This is a genomic window from Pseudomonas sp. GL-B-19 (assembly GCF_019956415.1).
Taxonomy (GTDB): domain Bacteria; phylum Pseudomonadota; class Gammaproteobacteria; order Pseudomonadales; family Pseudomonadaceae; genus Aquipseudomonas.
This window is the reverse complement of sequence record NZ_JAHBDK010000013.1, coordinates 114,113-134,918: the sequence shown is the minus strand read 5'-3', so window position 1 is coordinate 134,918 and position 20,806 is coordinate 114,113. Positions and strand designations below refer to the sequence as shown.

The 20,806-nt window shown below is 59.9% G+C and carries 16 protein-coding genes and 1 other RNA gene; 11 read left to right on the top strand and 6 right to left on the bottom strand.

The window, feature by feature from the left end; all coding sequences use genetic code 11:
* Positions 1–253 precede the first annotated feature (253 nt).
* The 6 genes from KGB06_RS03025 to ffs all read left to right on the top strand — a co-directional run bounded on the left by KGB06_RS03025 (position 254) and on the right by ffs (position 9,863).
* The gene (locus KGB06_RS03025; protein WP_223511760.1) at positions 254–913 is read left to right on the top strand and encodes a GntR family transcriptional regulator; all 660 of its coding nucleotides are present in this window, start codon (positions 254–256) and stop codon (positions 911–913) included.
* A gap of 2 nt (positions 914–915) precedes the next feature.
* Positions 916–4,404 (top strand): chromosome segregation protein SMC, encoded by a 3,489-nt coding sequence (smc, locus tag KGB06_RS03020; RefSeq protein WP_223511759.1) that lies wholly within the window; start codon positions 916–918, stop codon positions 4,402–4,404.
* A 258-nt stretch (positions 4,405–4,662) separates the two neighbouring features.
* Complete coding sequence (zipA, locus tag KGB06_RS03015; protein WP_223511758.1) at positions 4,663–5,517, top strand: cell division protein ZipA; 855 nt, start codon at positions 4,663–4,665, stop codon at positions 5,515–5,517.
* 247 nt (positions 5,518–5,764) lie between these two features.
* Positions 5,765–8,122 carry an NAD-dependent DNA ligase LigA gene (ligA, locus tag KGB06_RS03010; protein ID WP_223511757.1) on the top strand — a complete coding sequence of 786 codons (2,358 nt, stop codon included), beginning with the start codon at positions 5,765–5,767 and terminating at the stop codon, positions 8,120–8,122.
* A gap of 169 nt (positions 8,123–8,291) precedes the next feature.
* Positions 8,292–9,458, top strand: a complete 1,167-nt coding sequence (locus KGB06_RS03005) for a putative zinc-binding metallopeptidase (protein WP_223511756.1) — start codon at positions 8,292–8,294, stop codon at positions 9,456–9,458.
* Positions 9,459–9,766: 308 nt separating this feature from the next.
* An RNA gene (gene ffs, locus KGB06_RS03000) (signal recognition particle sRNA small type) lies at positions 9,767–9,863 on the top strand.
* A 121-nt stretch (positions 9,864–9,984) separates the two neighbouring features.
* On the opposite strand, the gene KGB06_RS02995 is transcribed toward ffs, so the two are convergent.
* Positions 9,985–10,752, bottom strand: a complete 768-nt coding sequence (locus KGB06_RS02995) for a substrate-binding periplasmic protein (protein ID WP_223511755.1) — start codon at positions 10,750–10,752, stop codon at positions 9,985–9,987.
* Positions 10,753–10,895: 143 nt separating this feature from the next.
* On the opposite strand from KGB06_RS02995, the gene dnaX reads away from it, so the two are divergent.
* The 5 genes from dnaX (at position 10,896) to KGB06_RS02970 (ending at position 16,676) form a co-directional block, all read left to right on the top strand.
* Positions 10,896–12,971 carry a DNA polymerase III subunit gamma/tau gene (gene dnaX / locus KGB06_RS02990; protein ID WP_223511753.1) on the top strand — a complete coding sequence of 692 codons (2,076 nt, stop codon included), beginning with the start codon at positions 10,896–10,898 and terminating at the stop codon, positions 12,969–12,971.
* A gap of 66 nt (positions 12,972–13,037) precedes the next feature.
* Positions 13,038–13,376 carry a YbaB/EbfC family nucleoid-associated protein gene (locus tag KGB06_RS02985; RefSeq protein ID WP_027921723.1) on the top strand — a complete coding sequence of 113 codons (339 nt, stop codon included), beginning with the start codon at positions 13,038–13,040 and terminating at the stop codon, positions 13,374–13,376.
* A 264-nt stretch (positions 13,377–13,640) separates the two neighbouring features.
* Positions 13,641–14,675, top strand: a complete 1,035-nt coding sequence (locus tag KGB06_RS02980) for an NADP-dependent oxidoreductase (protein ID WP_223511752.1) — start codon at positions 13,641–13,643, stop codon at positions 14,673–14,675.
* Between the two features lie 65 nt (positions 14,676–14,740).
* On the top strand, positions 14,741–15,343 hold the full coding sequence (recR, locus tag KGB06_RS02975; protein ID WP_223511751.1) for a recombination mediator RecR: 603 nt from the start codon (positions 14,741–14,743) through the stop codon (positions 15,341–15,343).
* A 184-nt stretch (positions 15,344–15,527) separates the two neighbouring features.
* Positions 15,528–16,676: an acyl-CoA dehydrogenase family protein gene (locus KGB06_RS02970; RefSeq protein WP_223511750.1), complete on the top strand. Its 1,149-nt coding sequence runs from the start codon at positions 15,528–15,530 to the stop codon at positions 16,674–16,676.
* Between the two features lie 130 nt (positions 16,677–16,806).
* Here the strand turns inward: KGB06_RS02970 and KGB06_RS02965 are convergent, their stop codons facing one another.
* The 5 genes from KGB06_RS02965 to ccoS all read right to left on the bottom strand — a co-directional run bounded on the left by KGB06_RS02965 (position 16,807) and on the right by ccoS (position 20,790).
* On the bottom strand, positions 16,807–17,355 hold the full coding sequence (locus tag KGB06_RS02965) for an adenine phosphoribosyltransferase (protein WP_223511749.1): 549 nt from the start codon (positions 17,353–17,355) through the stop codon (positions 16,807–16,809).
* A 79-nt stretch (positions 17,356–17,434) separates the two neighbouring features.
* On the bottom strand, positions 17,435–18,169 hold the full coding sequence (gene fnr, locus KGB06_RS02960) for a fumarate/nitrate reduction transcriptional regulator Fnr (protein WP_223511748.1): 735 nt from the start codon (positions 18,167–18,169) through the stop codon (positions 17,435–17,437).
* Between the two features lie 126 nt (positions 18,170–18,295).
* Positions 18,296–19,678, bottom strand: a complete 1,383-nt coding sequence (hemN, locus tag KGB06_RS02955; RefSeq protein ID WP_223511780.1) for an oxygen-independent coproporphyrinogen III oxidase — start codon at positions 19,676–19,678, stop codon at positions 18,296–18,298.
* 217 nt (positions 19,679–19,895) lie between these two features.
* Entirely contained in the window at positions 19,896–20,579 is a 684-nt protein-coding gene (locus tag KGB06_RS02950; RefSeq protein ID WP_223511747.1) for a sulfite exporter TauE/SafE family protein, read from the bottom strand.
* The gene (gene ccoS / locus KGB06_RS02945; RefSeq protein ID WP_223511746.1) at positions 20,572–20,790 is read right to left on the bottom strand and encodes a cbb3-type cytochrome oxidase assembly protein CcoS; all 219 of its coding nucleotides are present in this window, start codon (positions 20,788–20,790) and stop codon (positions 20,572–20,574) included. The genes KGB06_RS02950 and ccoS overlap by 8 nt, the downstream gene beginning before the upstream one ends.
* Between the last annotated feature and the right edge of the window lie 16 nt (positions 20,791–20,806).

Here is a 20,806-nt window from a genome sequence, read left to right as displayed (position 1 = left end):
GACTCATTATTGTTGTTAACCGACTAAGACCGAATTTAGCAGGTCTGACTTTTCGGTCAATGATTTTCTGACTTAAAGGTCAGGAAATAGCATTTTGTCGGTAAACCCTTCATTCCTTCATTATTGACCCTCGCGCACTTGCCTGCTTTTTTGCTTGAATCGTGCCAAAACCGCCGAGTGGGCCCTGCGCCATGACCTATCAAGTGCGCTACACTGCGCCGCCTGTGCAGATCGAAGAGTTTGAAGGACAACCATGACGTTCAAGGCGCCGGACAGCCTCGCCGAGCAAATTGCTCACCACCTCGCCGAACGCATCATTCGCGGCGAAATGAAGCCCGGGGAGCGCATTCAGGAACAGAAGGTCACGCTGGCACTCAATGTCAGCCGCGGCTCTGTTCGTGAGGCCTTGCTGATCCTTGAGCGTCGCCACCTGATTGCGATCCTGCCGCGACGGGGCGCCCATGTCACCGAACTCACGGCGCACAAGGTGCAGAGCCTGTGCGCGCTGATGAGCGAGCTGTACATTCTGCTCGGCAATGCCGTGGCCAACGGCTGGAAAACCCAGGCCGACATGGCGCCGTTCGTGCAGATCCAGCAGCGCCTGGCCGCCAGTTACGAGCGTCAGGACATCCGCACCTTCGTCGACGACAGCTTCAATGTGATGCGCGCCGCGTATCCGTTCGCCAACAATCCGTACTTGCAGGAAACCGTCGAGAATCTGCAGCCGGCCATGAGCCGCGCGTATTTCCTCGCCCTGGACCAGCGCAAGGCCTCGATGAGCGAATTCCTTGAGCTGTTCGAACGCCTGCTCGCCGCGGTCCTGAACCGTGACTTTGCGCAGATCCGCGAAGTGCTGACGGCCTACACCCAGCGCAGTTGCGATCTGGTGGTTTCTGCCCTGACGGACGCTTAAACGTGCGGCTCAAGTGCATCAAGCTGGCGGGGTTCAAATCCTTCGTCGATCCGACCACGGTGAACTTCCCCAGCAACATGGCGGCAGTGGTCGGGCCCAATGGTTGCGGCAAGTCGAACATCATCGACGCCGTGCGCTGGGTGATGGGCGAAAGCTCGGCCAAGAACTTGCGCGGCGAGTCGATGACCGACGTCATCTTCAACGGTTCGACCAGTCGTAAACCGGTGAGCCAGGCCAGCATCGAACTGGTATTTGATAACTCCGACGGCACTCTGCTTGGCGAATACGCCGCTTATGCGGAAATTTCCATTCGACGCAAAGTGACCCGCGACAGCCAGACCACCTACTACCTCAACGGCACCAAATGCCGTCGTCGCGATATCACCGACATCTTTCTGGGGACAGGCCTCGGCCCGCGCAGCTACTCGATCATCGAGCAGGGGATGATCTCCAAGCTGATCGAGTCCAAGCCCGAAGACCTGCGCAACTTCATCGAAGAAGCGGCGGGCATCTCCAAGTACAAGGAGCGCCGGCGCGAAACTGAAAACCGCATCCGCCGCACCCACGAAAACCTTGCGCGCCTGACCGACCTGCGTGAAGAGCTTGAGCGTCAGCTTGAGCGTTTGCACCGCCAGGCCGAAGCCGCAAAGAAGTATCAGGAATACAAAGGCGAAGAGCGTCAGCTCAAGGCCCAATTGTCGGCCTTGCGTTGGCAGGCGTTGAACGAGCAGGTCGGTCAGCGTGAAGCGGTGATCGGCAACCAGGAAGTCACCTTCGAAGCCTTGGTCGCCGAGCAACGCAATGCCGATGCGAGCATCGAACGCTTCCGGGACGGGCACCATGACCTGTCCGAACGCTTCAATCTGGTGCAAGGTCGCTTCTATTCGGTCGGCGGCGACATCGCCCGGGTCGAGCAGAGCATCCAGCACGGCCAGCAACGCCTGCGCCAGCTGCAGGACGATTTGAAAGAAGCCGAGCGCGCACGCCTGGAAACCGAATCTCACCTGGGCCACGACCGCACGCTGTTGCTGACCCTCGGCGAAGAGCTCGACATGCTCACCCCGGAGCAGGAAGTCACTAGCGCCGCCGCCGAAGAAGCCGCCGCCGCGCTGGAAGAATCCGAAACCACCATGCATGGCTGGCAGGAGCAGTGGGACACGTTCAACCTCACGGCTGCCGAGCCGCGTCGCCAATCCGAAGTTCAGCAATCGCGCATCCAGCAGCTGGAAACCAGCATGGAGCGTTTGGCCGACCGTCAGAAGCGCCTCGGCGAAGAGCGCGCGCTGCTCTCGGCAGACCCTGAAGACGCGGCGATCATGGAACTCAGCGAGCAGTTGGCGGCCAGTGAAGCCACGCTTGAAGATTTGCAGGCCAGTGAAGAAGCGCAAGTCGAACGCCTTGAGCAATTGCGTCAGGAACTGCAATTAGCCCTGCACAATCAGCAACAGGCGCAAGGCGATTTGCAGCGCCTCAACGGTCGTCTCGCCTCCCTTGAAGCGTTGCAGCAAGCCGCGCTCGATCCGGGCACCGGCACCGCCGAATGGTTGCGTGAGCAGCATCTGGCGGATCGCCCGCGTCTGGCCGAAGGCCTGAAGGTTGAAGCGGGTTGGGAGCTGGCGGTGGAAACCGTGCTCGGCGCCGACCTGCAAGCGGTGCTGGTGGATGACTTCGGCGATTTCGATCTGGCTGGTTTTGCCCAGGGCGATTTGCGTTTGCTCAGCCCCGCCAGCGATGGCGTGCGCGTGCCGGGCAGCTTGCTCGACAAGGTTGAGGCGCAGATCGATTTGTCGCCATGGCTGGGGCAGGTCAAACCGGTCGACAACCTCGAACAGGCGTTGGCGCTGCGCGGTCAATTGACGGCCGGGCAGAGCTTGATCAGTCGTGATGGTTACTGGGTCGGTCGGCACTTTTTACGCGTGCGTCGGGCCAGCGAAGCCGAAAGCGGTGTGCTGGCACGCGGCCAGGAAATCCAGCGCTTGACCGAGGAGCGCGAAGAGCGCGAAGCCACGGTCGAAACCCTGGAAACCCAACTTCAAAACCTCAGGGCGCAGCAGCGTCAGCAGGAAAACGGTCGCGAACATCTGCGCCGTCTGCTGCAAGACGAAGCGCGCCAGCAAGGCGAATTGAAGGCGCAACTTTCTGCCGGCAAAGCCAAGGCTGAGCAGTTGACGTTGCGTCGCACGCGCCTCGACGAAGAGCTGGCCGAGCTGAGCGAACAGCGTACGCTGGAACACGAAAACATCGGCGAAGCGCGCCTGCAATTGCAGGAAGCCCTCGACGCCATGGCGCTGGACACCGAGCAGCGTGAGTTGCTGCTGGCCCAGCGGGACAGCTTGCGCGAGCGACTGGATCGGGTACGACAGGAAGCCCGGCAGCACAAGGATCACGCGCATCAATTGGCCGTGCGTCTCGGCTCGCTGAAGGCGCAACACGACTCTACGCGTCAGGCGCTGGAACGTCTGGAAATGCAGTCCGAGCGTCTGACCGAAAAACGCGAACAGCTCAGCCTCAATCTGGAAGAAGGCGAGGCGCCACTGGAAGAGCTGCGGCTGAAACTGGAAGAGCTGCTCGACAAGCGCATGACCGTCGACGAAGAACTCAAGACCTCGCAGATCGCCCTGGAAGACGCCGACCGCGAACTGCGCGATGCCGAGAAGCGGCGTAATCAGGCCGAGCAGCAGTCGCAGTTGATTCGCGGCCAGATGGAAACCCAGCGCATGGAATGGCAAGCCCTGACCGTGCGCCGCAAAACGCTCGAAGACCAATTGCACGAAGACGGCTACGACCTGCACGGCGTGCTCGCCACGCTGACTGCCGAGGCCAATGAGAAGGATGCCGAAGAAGAACTCGAACGCATCGCCGCGCGCATTCAGCGCCTCGGTGCGATCAACCTGGCGGCCATCGACGAATACCAGCAACAATCCGAGCGTAAGCGTTATCTGGATGCGCAGAATGATGATTTGGTGGAAGCGCTGGACACGCTCGAGAACGTGATTCGCAAGATCGACAAGGAAACCCGTAACCGCTTCAAAGATACCTTTGATCAGATCAATGGCGGTTTACAGGCACTTTTCCCAAAAGTTTTCGGTGGGGGACGCGCGTATTTGGAACTGACGGGCGAAGATCTACTCGATACAGGGGTAACGATCATGGCGCAGCCGCCAGGGAAGAAGAACAGCACCATCCATTTGCTCTCCGGCGGCGAAAAAGCCCTGACTGCTTTGGCTCTGGTTTTTGCGATCTTCAAGTTGAACCCGGCGCCGTTCTGCATGCTCGATGAAGTTGACGCGCCGCTGGATGACGCTAACGTTGGACGCTACGCACGGCTGGTCAAAGAGATGTCGCAGACGGTGCAGTTCATCTATATCACCCACAACAAGATCGCCATGGAAATGGCCGAACAGCTGATGGGTGTAACGATGCACGAACCGGGTTGCTCGCGTCTGGTGGCCGTGGATGTCGAGGAGGCGATGGCGATGGTGGATGCCTGAGTTGGCGTTTGTAGGGTAAGTATTACCGGGCTGTAGGAAGTTTTTACTTGCCTCTACTTGCTGGCCAATCGACATATTCGCTCAAGCCTTGGTGGCAGACGGTGTAAAGTTGCCTTTGGTCGTGCTAGTTTAATGTCAATTTTTCGTATACGTGGGCAAAACGCCTGTCAGAACATAGAGTTGGCGCCACGTTTTAAAGCGGTTTGCAGGTTGTAAACCCCTTATTTTTCAGCATTTTTTATAGAGGCACGGGATTACATGGAAATCGGTCTGCGCGAGTGGCTGATCGTCATCGGCATTATTGTCATTGCCGGTATTCTTTTTGATGGCTGGCGCCGTATGCGCGGCGGCAAGGGAAAACTGAAATTCCGTCTTGACCGAAGTTTGTCCAATTTACCGGAAGAGGACACCGGCGCCGAGCTGTTGGGCCCGCATCGTGTGTTGGATACGCAGAAAGAACCGCAACTGGACGAGCACGATCTGCCGTCGGTGAGCATGCCTGCCCGTGAACCGCGTGAATCGGGTTCCAAGCGCGGCAAGCGTGGTCATGGCGAGCCTTCGCAGGGCGACATGAACCTCAGCCTGGACCTGGACGGCGGCCCGAGCTTCAGCAGCCGTGACGACGATTTCCCGGATGACACCAAGGCCTCGCCAGCCGTCAGCGAAAAAGATCATCCACAAGCTGAAGAAGTGCTGGTAATCAGCGTGATCTGCCGTGACGCCGCCGGTTTCAAAGGCCCGGCGCTGTTGCAGAACATTCTGGAAAGCGGTCTGCGTTTCGGTGAAATGGACATCTTCCACCGTCACGAAAGCATGGCCGGTAATGGCGAAGTTCTGTTCTCCATGGCCAATGCGGTCAAGCCGGGTGTTTTTGATCTGGATGACATCGACCACTTCAGCACACCGGCCGTGAGCTTCTTCCTCGGTCTGCCAGGTCCGCGTCATCCCAAGCAAGCCTTCGACGTGATGGTGGCTGCGGCGCGCAAACTGTCCCAGGAGCTGAACGGCGAACTGAAAGACGACCAGCGCAGCGTGTTGACCGCCCAGACGATTGAGCACTACCGTCAACGCATCGTTGAATTCGAACGTCGCGCACTGACTCAGAAGCGTTGAAATTGGCAACGTGTGGGGGGCTGCGCCGCGTCTCCCGTACCCTGTAGGAGCCGAGCTTGCTCGCGATGGCGATCTCAAAGACGCCATCGCCGGCAAGCCGTGCTCCTACAGTCTCCCGTACCCTGTAGGAGCCGAGCTTGCTCGCGATGGCGATCACAAAGACGCCATCGCCGGCAAGCCGTGCTCCTACAATGATTTAACAGATTGAGCAGCCTCGGCTGCTCTTTTGCTTTATGAGAGAACACCCATGACCGCCGCCAAAAACCGCATTCTAGAGCTGCGCGCTGAGCTGGATCAGCACAACTATCGTTATCACGTACTGGATGAGCCAAGCATTCCGGACGCCGAATACGACCGTTTGTTCCACGAACTCAAGGCCCTTGAAGCGGCTAACCCCGAACTGATCACCAGCGATTCGCCGACCCAGCGCGTGGGTAGCGCAGCGTTGTCGGCGTTCACTCAAGTGCGTCACGAGGTGCCGATGCTCAGCCTCGGTAACGCCTTCGAAGAGAACGACATGCGCGAGTTCGATCGCCGGGTGACGGAAGGCCTGGACTTGCCGGCCGGTGATCTGTTCGGTGGCGGTGCAGCGGTGGAATACAGCTGTGAACCGAAGCTGGATGGCCTGGCAGTCAGCCTGCTGTATCAGGACGGCGTGCTGGTACGCGGCGCGACGCGCGGCGACGGCGCCACCGGCGAAGACATCAGCGTCAACGTGCGCACCGTGCGCAACATCCCGCTCAAGCTGCACGGCACTGGCTGGCCCGCGACCCTGGAAGTGCGCGGCGAAGTGTTCATGTCCAAAGCCGGTTTCGAACGGCTCAACGCCACCCAGCTGGAAATCGGCGGCAAGACCTTCGCCAATCCGCGTAACGCAGCAGCCGGCAGCTTGCGCCAACTGGATTCAAAGATCACTGCCAACCGCCCGCTGGAATTCTGCTGCTACGGCATCGGACAGATCTCGGCGGACATTGCCGACACGCACATTGGTAATCTCAAGCAGCTCCAGGTGTGGGGCATGCCGATCAGTCATGAGCTGAAACTGGCGCACGGCATCGACGAATGCCTGGATTACTACCGCGACATTGGCGAGCGTCGAAACGGGCTGGCGTACGAAATCGACGGCGTGGTGTTCAAGGTCAACAGCATCGCCTCCCAGCGGGAACTGGGTTTCCGCGCTCGCGAGCCGCGCTGGGCGATCGCGCACAAATTCCCGGCCATGGAAGAGCTCACCGAGCTGCTCGACGTCGAGTTCCAGGTCGGTCGTACTGGCGCTGTCACGCCGGTGGCGCGCTTGAAACCGGTCAAGGTGGCCGGTGTCACGGTGGCCAATGCGACCTTGCACAACATGGATGAGGTCGCGCGGTTGGGCCTGATGATCGGCGATACGGTGATCATTCGCCGTGCGGGTGATGTGATTCCCCAAGTGGTGCAAGTGGTGCTTGAGCGCCGTCCGGAAGATGCTCGCCCGGTACAGATTCCCGAGCAGTGCCCGGTGTGCGGTTCGCAGGTCGAGCGCACGCAATTGGTCAAGCGCAGCAAAGGCCGCGAGACCGTCAGCGAGGGCGCGGTGTACCGCTGCGTCGGTCGTCTGGCGTGTGGTGCGCAGCTCAAGCAGGCGATCATTCACTTCGTTTCCCGTCGCGCGATGGATATCGAGGGCCTGGGGGACAAGAGCGTCGAGCAACTGGTCGACGAAGGCCTGGTGAGTTCGCCGGCTGACTTGTATGCCTTGAAGTTCGACGACATTGTCGATCTGGAAGGGTTTGCCGAGGTGTCGAGCAACAAGCTGTTGAGTGCCATCGAGGACAGCAAAAAGCCGAGCCTGGCGCGCTTCATCTATGCCCTCGGGATTCCCGATGTCGGCGAAGAGACGGCCAAGGTGCTGGCGCGCTCTCTCGGCTCGTTGGAGCGGGTTCAGCAGGCATTGCCGCACGTGCTCACGTACTTGCCGGACGTTGGTCTTGAAGTGGCTCACGAGATCCACAGCTTCTTTGAAGATGCGCATAACCAGCAAGTCATCGAGGAGCTGCTCAAGCACGGCTTGCAGATTCAGGATCAAGGAGAGCTTGGCGCCGAGTTTGCGGCGAGCACCACGCTGGGCGGATTCCTCGACAAGCTGCACATCCCTTCGGTAGGGCCGGGCGGGGCGCAGAAGTTGGCGGACAAGTTTGGTTCGCTGGAAGCGGTAATGAACGCCGATTGGCTGGACATGCGTCAGGCGCTGCCGGAGAAGCAGGCCAATTCGGTTCGCGAGTTTTTTGCGGTCGAGGACAATCGCCAGCTCGCCGAGGCTGCCGAGAAGCAGCTGCGCGATTTTGGCATGCACTGGCAGAGCGAGAAAAAAGTCGTCGAAGGCTTGCCGCTGGCAGGGCAGACCTGGGTGCTGACCGGTTCGCTGGAGTTGATGAGCCGCGACATCGCCAAGGACAAACTCGAAAGCCTGGGTGCCAAGGTGGCAGGTTCGGTGTCGGCCAAAACCCATTGCGTGGTGGCGGGGCCGGGGGCGGGTTCCAAGTTGGCCAAGGCTAATGAGCTAGGGTTGAAAGTGCTCGATGAAGAAGCATTTGTCGAATTTCTGCGTAAGCACGATATTTCGGTGTGATGTCCTTCGCTGGCAAGTCGAATCGTCGCACCGCAGCTCCTACAGGGTTTACGCGATCCTTGTAGGAGCTGGCTTGCCAGCGAAGGCGATCTCAGCCCTCTCACAAGAAGTGGGAACGATCTTCACCGGAGAATGATCTAGTCTTGGCAAGCCCCAGGGAGAGATCGCCATGTACCGCTTCTTCGAACAGCTCAGCTCGCGCATCGCCGCGCCCTTCATCGGTGAAAGCTCGCGCAACAGCAAGGCCTGGCAGTGCCGTTGCGGGCAGTCGCTGTTCTTCCGCAACAGCCAGTGCCTGGTCTGTTCCGCGGCGTTGGGCTATCAGCCCGAACAGAGTCGCTTGTCGTCGCTGCAACCGGGTTTGCAGGCTGATACCTGGCGGCTCGATGCCGACCCGCCAGCCGGTGTGTTCCGCCGCTGCGCCAATCTCGATTCCCCGGCTGCGTGCAACTGGCTGCTCCCGGCTAATGACCACGATGCGCTGTGCATCGCCTGTAGCCTGAATCACACCATCCCTGACCTGTCGATTGCGCAAAACCACGACCGCTGGTGCAAGGTGGAAACGGCCAAGCGGCGTCTGGTCGCGCAGTTGGTCAGCCTGGGTTTGCAGGTAACTCCAAAAACCGTCGACGAAGAAACCGGTCTGGCGTTTGATTTCATCGGTGTCGACCTGGAAGGCAAGTCGCCGACCACCGGACACGCCAACGGCCTGATCACCCTCGACATCAAAGAAGCCGATGACGCCCACCGCGAGCAGGTCCGGGTGCAGATGCACGAGCCCTATCGCACGTTGCTCGGGCATTTTCGGCATGAGGTCGGGCATTACTACTGGGACCGGCTGATCGCCAACAGCCATTGGCTGGAACCGTTCCGCGGACTGTTCGGTGACGAGCGCGCCAGTTACGCAGAGGCGCTGGAGCGGCATTACCAGCAAGGCGCGCCGCTCGACTGGCAGCAGCAGTGCGTCAGCGCCTACGCGACCATGCACCCGTGGGAAGACTGGGCGGAAACCTGGGCGCATTACCTGCACATGATGGATGCGGTGGACACCGCTCTCGGGTTTGGCATGAGTGCGCGGGAAATGGATTTCGATTGCCAGCCATTTCCGTTGAGCGCGCTCTACGATCCACAGCATCCGGGCGGCGCGGCGTTTCTGGCGTTCGTCAAGGCGTGGATCGAGTTGGCCGGGATGCTCAATGAACTGTCACGCAGCATGGGGCAGCCGGATTTCTATCCGTTCGTCCTGCCGCCAGCTGTGATCGCCAAGTTGCACTTCATTCACCTGGTGATCCAGCAAGAGGGCGGCAGGGCGGATGAGGTGTTGCAGGACCTGTGACGATCGTTCACTGCAACGTCCGCCTGTAGCAGCTGTCGAGCAGCGCGAGGCTGCGTTCGGCTGCGCAGCAGTCGTAAAATCAGACGACGCGGTTTTTCAGGTAAACCACCATCACCGAACTGGCGACTGCTGCACAGCCGAACGCAGCCTCGCGCTGCTCGACAGCTGCTACAGGGGGCGGGGATTCAAGGGGGTTGCATGTCCTTGAAGGCACTCATGTTTTTTAATCTGCGCCAACGGTTGTAACTTCGTCTCAGATAGGTACAATGGCGCGGCTCGCCGTCAGGTGAGCGTCGTTATGGTGACCCCATCGGTCCCCCCGCAACGATTACCCGTGAACCTGGTCAGATCCGGAAGGAAGCAGCCACAGCGGGAACATTGTGTGCCGGGGTGTGGCTGGTGGGGTTGCCTCCATAACGCAGCGCGAATCCTCTTTCGCGTTATTTTTCTGAAAATACTTTTTATCGTTCTGCCATGGATTATCTCCAGGGCGGCGTTTCATCGTTTCCGATTTTCAGAATGAACATTAATAAAGCTTGCTCACCGCCACGTTGGATGACTCATTGCCGATATACAGGCTAACAATGTCATCAATCTCTCCCGACATTTTCATCCGCAACAGCGTGTGCAGAATGCGCTGCACCGGCACCTTGGGGTCGTTGCGCACGTAGCAACCGACATTCTGCTCTTGCAGCACGGCCACCGGTTTCAGTTGCCGGTCGGGTAATAGCCGCTGATTGAACCAGTCCAGTGTCCATTGATTGCTCACCGCATAGCGATAGCGCCCGGCGTGAAGTTTTTCCAGCACTTGTTCCTGATTGCGTGCATCTTCGCGGTTCAGGCGGTCGGTATCGAACAAGGGTTGCAGCGTCGGATAGCTATAGCTGAGCACCGTGCCGACAGGTTGCCGAGGCAAATTGTCTGGCGCTATCGAGTCTGGCGATTCTGGCAGGCCGATCAGCATGTCGTGCTGATGCCACAGCGGAATGCTCCAGATGTAATCGCCTGACTGATTGGGTAGCCAGGACGGGGCGGCATAGCAACGCACATCGACCTCGCCGTGTTCCATGGCGTTTTGCACCCGCGCCCGGGGCATTACATGAAATTCGGCTGGCACACCGACCTGGGTGGCTAGACTGAGCATCACGTCAAACAGAATGCCTTGGGTCGGGCGGCCGTGATCCAGTTGCACCATCGGCATCGCCCAACTGTCGGGCACGACAAAACGCAACGGCGCTTCGGCAGCGGCGACGTTCAGGCTTATCCATAGCAATGCCCCCAAGGCACAACGCATAAACGCTCCGGTACCTCTGAAACCCGAGCCGATTAAAGCCCGGAAAGTGCAGCTTAGCCAGATTAGACGAGCACACCGGATGCAATTTTGCCCTTGCTCCGCTAGCATTAGCCGCTTCTGTTCCTTCGTTGCGACGGTTTTCGATGAGTTATCAGGTTCTTGCACGTAAATGGCGTCCGCGCTCGTTCCGCGAAATGGTCGGCCAGACCCATGTGCTCAAGGCTCTGATCAATGCCTTGGACAGCCAGCGGTTGCACCACGCCTACCTGTTTACCGGTACGCGCGGGGTCGGCAAGACTACCATCGCGCGCATCATCGCCAAATGCCTGAACTGTGAAACAGGTATCACGTCGACGCCGTGCGGCGAGTGCTCGGTGTGCCGCGAAATCGATGAGGGGCGCTTTGTCGACCTGATCGAGATCGACGCCGCGAGCCGGACCAAGGTCGAAGACACCCGCGAGCTGCTCGACAACGTGCAGTACGCCCCGAGCCGCGGGCGCTTCAAGGTCTACCTGATCGACGAAGTGCACATGCTCTCCAGCCATTCCTTTAATGCGCTGTTGAAAACCCTCGAAGAGCCGCCGCCCTACGTCAAGTTCATCCTGGCGACGACCGACCCGCAGAAACTTCCTGCAACCATTCTGTCGCGATGCCTGCAATTCTCCTTGAAGAACATGACGCCGGAACGTGTGGTCGAGCATTTGACCCACGTGCTGGGGGTCGAGAACGTGCCGTTCGAAGACGACGCGCTGTGGCTGCTGGGTCGTGCCGCCGATGGCTCGATGCGCGATGCCATGAGCCTCACCGACCAGGCCATCGCCTTCGGTGAAGGCAAGGTCATGGCCGCCGACGTGCGGGCGATGCTCGGTACGCTGGATCATGGCCAGGTCTACGACGTTCTGCATGCGTTGATCGAAGGTGACGCCAAGGCGTTGCTCGAAGCCGTCCGTCATCTGGCCGAGCAAGGTCCGGACTGGAACGGCGTACTTTCGGAAATTCTCAACGTGCTGCACCGTGTCGCCATCGCCCAGGCCTTGCCTGAAGGTGTCGACAACGGCCAGGGCGACCGTGATCGGGTGCTGGCGCTGGCCCAGGCGTTGCCGGCCGAAGACGTGCAGTTTTATTACCAGATGGGCCTGATTGGCCGCCGCGATTTGCCGTTGGCCCCCGACCCGCGTGGTGGTTTTGAAATGGTGCTGCTGCGGATGCTCGCGTTCCGCCCGGCAGACACCGCGGACGCCCCGAGGCAACCGCTAAAGCCAGTGGGGATCAGCCAGGCCACAGTTGATTCCGCAAACTCAGTGGCTGCCGCGCCAGTTGTTGCGCCGGTAGTCGCTGCGGCAGTTGCACCTGCTCCTGTTGCTCCAGTTTCAGTCCCTGCTCCCGCGCCGGAACCTGAACCGGTTGCGCCCGTTGTCGTGCCTGAGCCTGTGGTTGAGCCCGTAGCGGTCGAGGAAGTCGTCGACCTGCCGTGGAATGACCCGGTCACGCCCGAAGTCGTGCAGCAACCCGCCGTCGAGCCGGTTCTGGAAACCGCTGGCAAGCAGCCCGAGTTGCCGCCAATGCCGTTGCCAACGCCTGACAGCGTGGTGCCGGACGCGCCGGAATGGGCCGCGGCGCCGATCCCGGAACCTTCCGTTGCCGAAGTCGATGCTGCCACGCCGGGCATGGACCAGGACGACGAACCGCCGCTGGATGAGGATTACATCGAACCGGACATGGATTCGGCCTACAGTTACCTCGATGAACTGGCCAGCGAACATGCCGCCGACCCCGCGCCGGAACCGGAGCCTGAGCCGGCTGCGATGCCGGCCACCGGTCTGGCAGCGCAATGGCTGGAGCTGTTCCCGAAACTGCCGATCTCCGGCATGACGGGCAGTATCGCCGCCAACTGCACGCTGATTTCCGTCGAGGGCGATCACTGGCTGATGCACCTGGACCCGGCCCACAGCGCCTTGTTCAACGCGACTCAGCAACGTCGTCTCAATGATGCGCTGAACCAGTTTCACGGGCGCACACTGACCCTGAGCATGGAGCTGATCAAGCCCGAGCAGGAAACCCCGGCCCAGGCCGCGTCCCGGCGCCGTGCCAACCGTCAGCGCGAGGCCGAAGAGTCAATCCACGGCGATCCGTTCATCCAGCAAATGATGCAACAGTTCGGTGCGGTGATCCGTAACGATACTATTGAACCTGTCGACGCTCTGGTCAGTCAGGGCTAATAACTGAAGGCGTTCGGTCAAAAGGGCCGGACGCTGTTTAATCCAAGTACTTTTGAGGTGATTCCCATGATGAAAGGTGGCATGGCCGGCCTGATGAAGCAGGCGCAGCAGATGCAGGAAAAAATGGCCAAGATGCAGGAAGAGCTGGCCAACGCCGAAGTCATCGGTAAAGCGGGTGGCGACATGGTCACCGTGGTGATGACCGGTCGTCACGACGTCAAGAGCGTGACCATTGACCCGAGCCTGGTTGAAGGCCTGAGCGAAGACGACAAAGAGATGCTGGAAGCCGTCGTCGCCGCCGCCGTCAACGATGCCGTGCGCAAGATCGAAGCCAACAGCCAGGACAAAATGTCCGGCATGACCGCTGGCATGCAACTGCCGCCGGGCATGAAACTGCCATTCTGATTCGCTAAAGCGCGTCGGATGAGCTACAAAAAAATGCCAGGCATCGCGCCTGGCATTTTTGTTTTTGCCTGTTACAAGTGTGATGCCTTGAGGTCGCCATCGCTGGCAAGCCAGGCTCCTACAGGATTGAGGTGATCCCTGTAGGAGCCTGGCTTGCCAGCGATGAAGTCACCTCGGTAAAACTGACGAAACATCGAACCGGACACCGCGACAACGGTCTGCTCCCCTATACCGCCCAATTCTCGATAAAAAGGAGACGCTCACATGCCACAAGCATTGACCCTCAACCAACGTATCGTCCTGGCGTCCCGCCCGGTTGGCGCGCCGACGCCGGATAATTTCCGCCTGGAAAGGGAAGCGCTTCCGGACCTCGCTGACGGCCAGGTGCTGCTCAAGACCCTCTACCTCTCGCTGGACCCGTACATGCGGGGGCGCATGAGTGACGCGCCGTCCTACGCCGCACCCGTCGAAATCGGTGAGGTCATGACCGGTGGGGCTGTCAGCCGGGTCGAGCGCTCGTCGAACCCGAAATTTCAGGAAGGTGATGTGGTGGTGGGTGCCACCGGCTGGCAGAGCCACAGCATCAGCGATGGTCGCAACATCATCCCGGTGCCGTCCGGGCTGCCGACCCCATCGATGGCCTTGGGTGTGCTGGGCATGCCGGGCATGACGGCTTATATGGGCTTGATGGACATCGGCCAGCCGAAGACCGGCGAAACCCTTGTGGTTGCGGCGGCGTCCGGTGCGGTGGGTTCGGTGGTCGGCCAAGTGGCGAAGATCAAGGGCCTGCGCGTGGTCGGTGTGGCCGGTGGTGCGGAAAAATGCCGTTATGTCGTCGACGAATTAGGCTTTGATGCATGCGTTGACCACAAGAGCCCGAACTTTGCCGATGAGTTGGCGCAGGCGTGCTTCAGCGGTATCGACATTTACTATGAGAACGTCGGCGGCAAGGTGTTCGACGCGGTGGTGCCGCTGCTCAATGCCAAGGCGCGGATTCCGTTGTGTGGCCTGATCGCTTCCTACAACGCCCACGAAGCACCAACCGGCCCGGATCGCCTGCCGCAATTGCAACGGACGCTTTTGACCAAGCGCGTGCGGATTCAGGGCTTCATCGTGTTCGACGACTACGGCGATCGTCAGCCGGAATTCATCAGTGCCATGGCGCCGTGGGTCCGTGATGGCAAGGTGAAATTCCGCGAAGACGTGGTCGATGGCCTGGAGCAGGCGCCCGAAGCGTTCATCGGTCTGCTGGAAGGGCGCAACTTCGGCAAACTGGTGGTGCGGGTCGCGCAAGACTGAGTATTTGACGCTAAAGAGAGGCGCGGGTATAAACCGCGTCTCGTTGTTTTGTCGGACGTTTCCCCATGAGCTTCAGCCCTTTGATTCGCCAACTGATCGATGCCCTGCGAATTTTGCCGGGCGTAGGTCAGAAAACCGCCCAGCGCATGGCGCTGCAACTGCTTGAACGTGATCGCAGCGGTGGTTTGCGACTGGCGTCGGCCTTGAGCCAGGCCATGGAAGGGGTGGGCCATTGCCGGTTATGCCGCACGCTGACCGAAGACGACCTTTGCCCGCAGTGCGCGGATACCCGTCGCGACGACACCTTATTGTGTGTGGTGGAAGGGCCGATGGATGTTTACGCGGTGGAGCAGACCGGGTTCCGTGGTCGTTACTTCGTCCTCAAAGGGCATTTGTCCCCGCTTGATGGTCTCGGGCCTGAGGCGATTGGAATCCCGCAATTGATGGCGCGGATCGAAGAGGCCGGGAGCTTTACGGAAGTCATCCTCGCGACCAACCCGACGGTGGAAGGCGAGGCGACGGCGCACTACATCGCACAGTTGCTCAGCAATAAAGGCCTGATAGCCTCGCGTATCGCCCATGGTGTGCCGTTGGGCGGCGAGTTGGAATTGGTGGATGGCGGGACGTTGGCGCATTCGTTTGCCGGGCGTAAGCCGATCGCTTTGTAGTGTCTGAACGGGCCCCTTCGCGGGCAAGCCCGCTCCTACAGGGTTTTTTGGCGTGACATAGATCCAGTGTAGGAGCTGGCTTGCCAGCGAAGGGCGCACCTCGGTTCCCCCTGATTCACACATTCCTGTTGAAAACCAAGCAAGCGCTCGGTTAACGTCACTGAACCTTCAGTGGAGTTCGCCGATGCCTGCCTTTCAGGAATACTTCGATCCCAGCCACCAATTGGTCCGCGACAGCGTCAGACGTTTCGTCGAGCGTGAAATTCTCCCGGACATTGATCAGTGGGAGGAAGCTGAAAGCTTTCCCCGTGAGCTCTATCTCAAGGCCGGTGCCGCCGGGATTCTGGGTATTGACTACCCCGAAGCGCTGGGTGGCAGTCATGAAGGTGATCTGTTCGCCAAGGTCGCCGCCAGCGAAGAGCTGATGCGCTGTGGTTCTGGCGGACTGGTGGCCGGTCTCGGTTCGCTGGACATCGGCCTGCCACCCATCCTCAAGTGGGCCAAGCCCGAAATCCGCGATCGTGTCGTGCCACTGGTGTTGTCCGGCGAGAAGATCAGCGCCCTGGCCGTCACCGAACCAAGCGGCGGATCCGACGTCGCCAACCTGCAAACCCGTGCCGTGCGTGACGGTGACTTCTACCGGGTCAGCGGCAGCAAAACCTTTATCACCAGCGGCGTTCGTGCCGATTTCTACACCGTTGCGGTGCGCACCGGCGAGCCGGGTTTTGGTGGCATCAGCCTGTTGTTGATCGAGAAGGGCACGCCCGGTTTCACCGTTGGCCGTCAGTTGAAGAAAATGGGCTGGTGGGCGTCGGACACGGCTGAGTTGTTTTTCGACGATTGCCGGGTGCCAGTCGGCAATCTGATCGGCGCAGAAAACATGGGCTTCGCCTGCATCATGGGCAATTTTCAGAGTGAGCGTCTGGCGCTGGCGCTGATGGCCAACATGACCGCGCAGCTTGCGCTGGAGGAGAGCCTGAAATGGGCGCGTCAGCGTGAAGCCTTCGGTAAACCCATCGGCAAATTCCAGGTGCTCAAACACCGCCTCGCCGAGATGGCGACCGCGCTGGAAGTGTCTCGGGAGTTTACCTATCGCCAAGCGGCGAAGATGGCGGCGGGGCAGAGTGTGATCAAGGAAATTTCGATGGCCAAGAATTTCGCCACCGACACGGCGGACCGTATCGTTAACGATGCGGTGCAGATCTTGGGTGGTTTGGGTTATATGCGCGAAAGCCTGGTGGAGCGGCTGTACCGGGATAACCGAATTCTGTCGATTGGTGGCGGGACGCGGGAAGTGATGAACGAGATTATCAGTAAGCAGATGGGGCTTTAATCAAATTGGAGCTGTGCGGTGTTGCTACTGACGCCATCGCGAGCAGGCTCACTCCTACACTGGATTTGTGGCGTTCACAAAACCCCTGTAGGAGTGAGCCTGCTCGCGATGGCGATTTTAAAGTCGCCGCTTACTTATCGCTCAACGCAAATTGCGTCAGGCAGAACGTCGGGATACCCATATCTTCCAAGCGCTGCGACCCACCCAGCTCCGGCAAGTCAATAATCGCCGCCGCTTCATGAACCCGCGCGCCCATGCGCCGAATCAGGTTCGCCGCCGCAATGAGCGTGCCGCCAGTGGCGATCAGGTCATCGAACATCACCACCGAATCGCCCTCGCACAGACTGTCGGCATGCACTTCGAGAAACGCTTCGCCGTACTCGGTCGCGTAACCTTCGGCCAACACTTCGGCCGGTAGTTTGCCTTGCTTGCGGAACAGCACCAGCGGTTTGTTCAGCTGATACGCCAGCACCGAACCGATCAGGAAACCACGCGCATCCATCGCCCCGATGTGGGTGAAATCGGCTTCGACATAGCGATGGGCAAAGCTGTCCATCACCAGGCGCAGGGCCGTGGGCGATTGAAACAACGGGGTGATGTCACGAAAGATCACGCCTGGCTTGGGAAAGTCGATCACGGGGCGGATCAGGGATTTGATGTCGAAGGAGTCGAAGGCCATAGTCGAAGAATCCTGGCAGGCTGCAAACGTCGCAGTATAACGGCGGCTGAACGGTTTCGCTCAGCCGCAATGGTTGCAATCAGCCTTCGACAGAGCCGCCGGCCAACGCGCAGAGCTGGATTGGGTCGAGGATATGGATTTCCTTGCCTTCGGCAGCGATCAATTCGTTTTGCTGGAAACGGGTGAAGACCCGGGACACGGTTTCCACCGCCAGCCCCAGGTAGTTGCCGATTTCGTTGCGCGACATGCTCAGGCGGAACTGGTTGGCCGAGAAACCGCGGGCGCGAAAACGTGCCGACAGGTTCACCAGGAACGTGGCGATACGCTCGTCGGCGGTTTTTTTCGACAGCAGCAACATCATTTGTTGATCTTCACGAATCTCGCGGCTCATGACGCGCATCAACTGACGGCGCAGTTGCGGCAGTTGCAGGGCCAGCTCGTCGAGGCGGTCGAAAGGGATCTCGCACACCGAGGTCGTTTCCAGCGCTTGCGCCGACACGGGATGCTTTTCGGTGTCCATGCCCGACAGGCCGACCAGTTCACTCGGCAGGTGGAAACCGGTGAGTTGCTCTTCACCGCTGTCGCTCAGGCTGAACGTCTTGAGGGCGCCGGAGCGTACTGCGTAGACGCAATCGAAGGTATCGCCCTGGCGAAACAGGAACTCACCTTTTTTCAGCGGGCGGCCACGTTTGACGATGTCGTCCAGCGCATCCATGTCTTCCAGGTTCAGAGACAGCGGTAAACACAGGGGCGCGAGGCTGCAATCCTTGCAATGGGCCTGGTTATGAGCACGCAGTTTGACTGGCTCGGACATTTCTTCAATCCTTGTGGGAAAACACACATAAGACGTAAGGGTAACCCACGGGAGGGCGTTCGGGCCAGTTTGCGCAGATATTGTCACGACACGATATAGGGTGGTGTCTGGCGGTGCTGGGCAAAGCTAGATCACCCGGGAAAACCGCTGGTGGTTGAGCTGTTGCAGATAGGCATCAAACGCCATGCACACCGACCGAACCAGCAAACGACCCGCCGGCAGAACGGTGATTCGTTCGTTGTCGAGGGTGATCAAGCCGTCATCGGCCATGGTCTGAAGCTGCGGCCAAAGTTGGCCAAAGTAGCCGCGAAAGTCGATGTTGTAAGCCTCTTCAATCGCGATGAATTCCAGGCTGAAATTGCAGATCAGTTGCTGTATCACCGCCCGCCGCAAACGGTCATCGGCGTTACACACCAGGCCACGACTGGTGGCCAGTTGAGCTGCGTCCAGAGTGTTCTGATATTGCGCCAGGTCGGTGGTGTTCTGGCAGTACAGATCACCGATCTGGCTGATGGCTGACACCCCCAAACCGATCAAATCGCAATGCCCGTGGGTGGTGTAGCCCTGAAAGTTGCGTTGCAGGGTCGATTCTTCCTGGGCAATCGCCAGTTCGTCGTCGGGCAGGGCAAAGTGGTCCATGCCGATGTAGCGGTAGCCGGCTGCGGTCAGTTGTTCGATGGTGCTTTGGAGCATTTCCAGCTTCTGCGCCGGCGTTGGCAGCTCGTCGCTGTTGATGCGCCGCTGCGGCATGAAGCGTTCCGGCAAATGCGCGTAATTGAATACCGAGAGCCGATCCGGTTGCAGGTTGATGACTTCATCGACTGTGCGGGCGAAATTTTCGGGTGTCTGTCTGGGCAAGCCATAGATCAGATCGATGTTGATCGAACGAAATTGCAGGGTCCGGGCAGCGTCGATCACGGCACGGGTTTCTTCCAGGCTTTGCAGGCGATTGACTGCCCGTTGCACGGCCGGGTCGAGGTCTTGCAGGCCAATGCTGACGCGGTTGAAGCCCAGTTCGCGCAGCAAGCCCATGGTCGACCAGTCGGCTTCGCGAGGGTCGATTTCGATGCCGTAGTCGCCGGAATCGTCATCCAGCAAATTGAAGCTTTTGCGTAACCGGGCCATCAACTGGCGCAGTTCATCGTGGCTGAGAAAAGTCGGGGTGCCGCCGCCAAAGTGCAGTTGTTCGACCTTCTGCGTCGGGTCGAGGTGACAGGCGATCAGCTGGATTTCCTGCTCAAGACGCTGCAAGTAGGGCAGGGCACGGCCACGGTCCTTGGTGATGACTTTGTTGCAGGCACAGTAGTAGCAAATGTTCGCGCAAAACGGCACGTGCACGTACAGCGACAACGGGCGCATGGCCTTGCGGCTGTCGCGCAGCGCGTGGAGCAGGTCGAACGAGCCGACCTGACTGTTGAATTGCACCGCAGTCGGATAAGAGGTGTAGCGCGGTCCCGCCAGGTCATAACGGCGGATCAGATCGGTGTCCCAACGAATGGCGTCGAGCATCATGCGGGCATTCCCCCCGGATAGGCTGGCAGTGACTGCGAGTCTAGGGGGCGAGGCGGTTGGGCATGTTGATTTGTGTCAAGGTCAAGATCTGCTCACTTGGTGAAAACCTCTTCGTCGGAACGCCGCCCGGAGCCGGCTCGCTCCCACAGGTTTTTTTTGAGCGCCGCAAATCCAGTGTGGGAGCGAGCCTGCTCGCGAATGGGGCACCGCCGATCTAATGCCCCATAAGCCAATGCTGATGCGGCCCCGGCAAGGTCCATATGCCAAACAGCATCACCAGCAACCCACCCGTCATGCGTACGCTGCGTTTGCGTAACAGCGCCGTCACCCGCTCCGCGGCCAGACCCGTGGCGAGCAGCACTGGCCAGGTGCCCAGTCCGAAGGCGAGCATCAACAGCGCACTGTCCAGCGCATTTCCCTGGCTGGCCGACCACAACAGCGTGCTGTAAACCAACCCGCACGGCAGCCAACCCCAAAGCGCACCCAGCAGCAAGGCGCGGGGCAGGCTCGACACCGGCAGCAATGTGTTGGCGATCGGTTGGATATGTCGCCACAGGCCGCGGCCCAGGCTTTCGATGCGGGTCAGACCGCTCCACCAGCCGGCGAGGTACAGGCCCATGGCGATCAACAGTAAACCGGCAATGACCCGCATAAACATGGCTGCAGGGCTGTTGGCCACGGCCCAGCCCGCCAGACCGATCAGCAGGCCGGCCGTGGCATAGCTGAGGATTCGTCCCAGGTTGTAAGCCAGCAGCAGTCGAAAGCGCCGGCTGCGTTGTTCCTTGGGAATCGCCAGGGTCAGCGCGCCCATCAAGCCGCCGCACATGCCCAGGCAATGGCCGCCCCCGAGCAAACCGAGAATTACCGCGGACACCAGCAGTGGCGCCAATTCAAGCATGAGGCGGCGCCTTGTCGTCCGGCTTGGCCGGATGGCCGCTGGCTTCATCGACCGCTGCTTTGTGGGCCGGGTCCTGGTCGTCGAACAGAATGCTGTGGGCCGGGCCGTCGAGGTCGTCGTACTGGCCGCTGTCAACTGCCCAGAAGAAGATGTAGACAGCGATGGCCACGAGCAGCAATGCGGCCGGGATCATCACGTATAGAGCTGGCATGGGTGGACTCCATGCC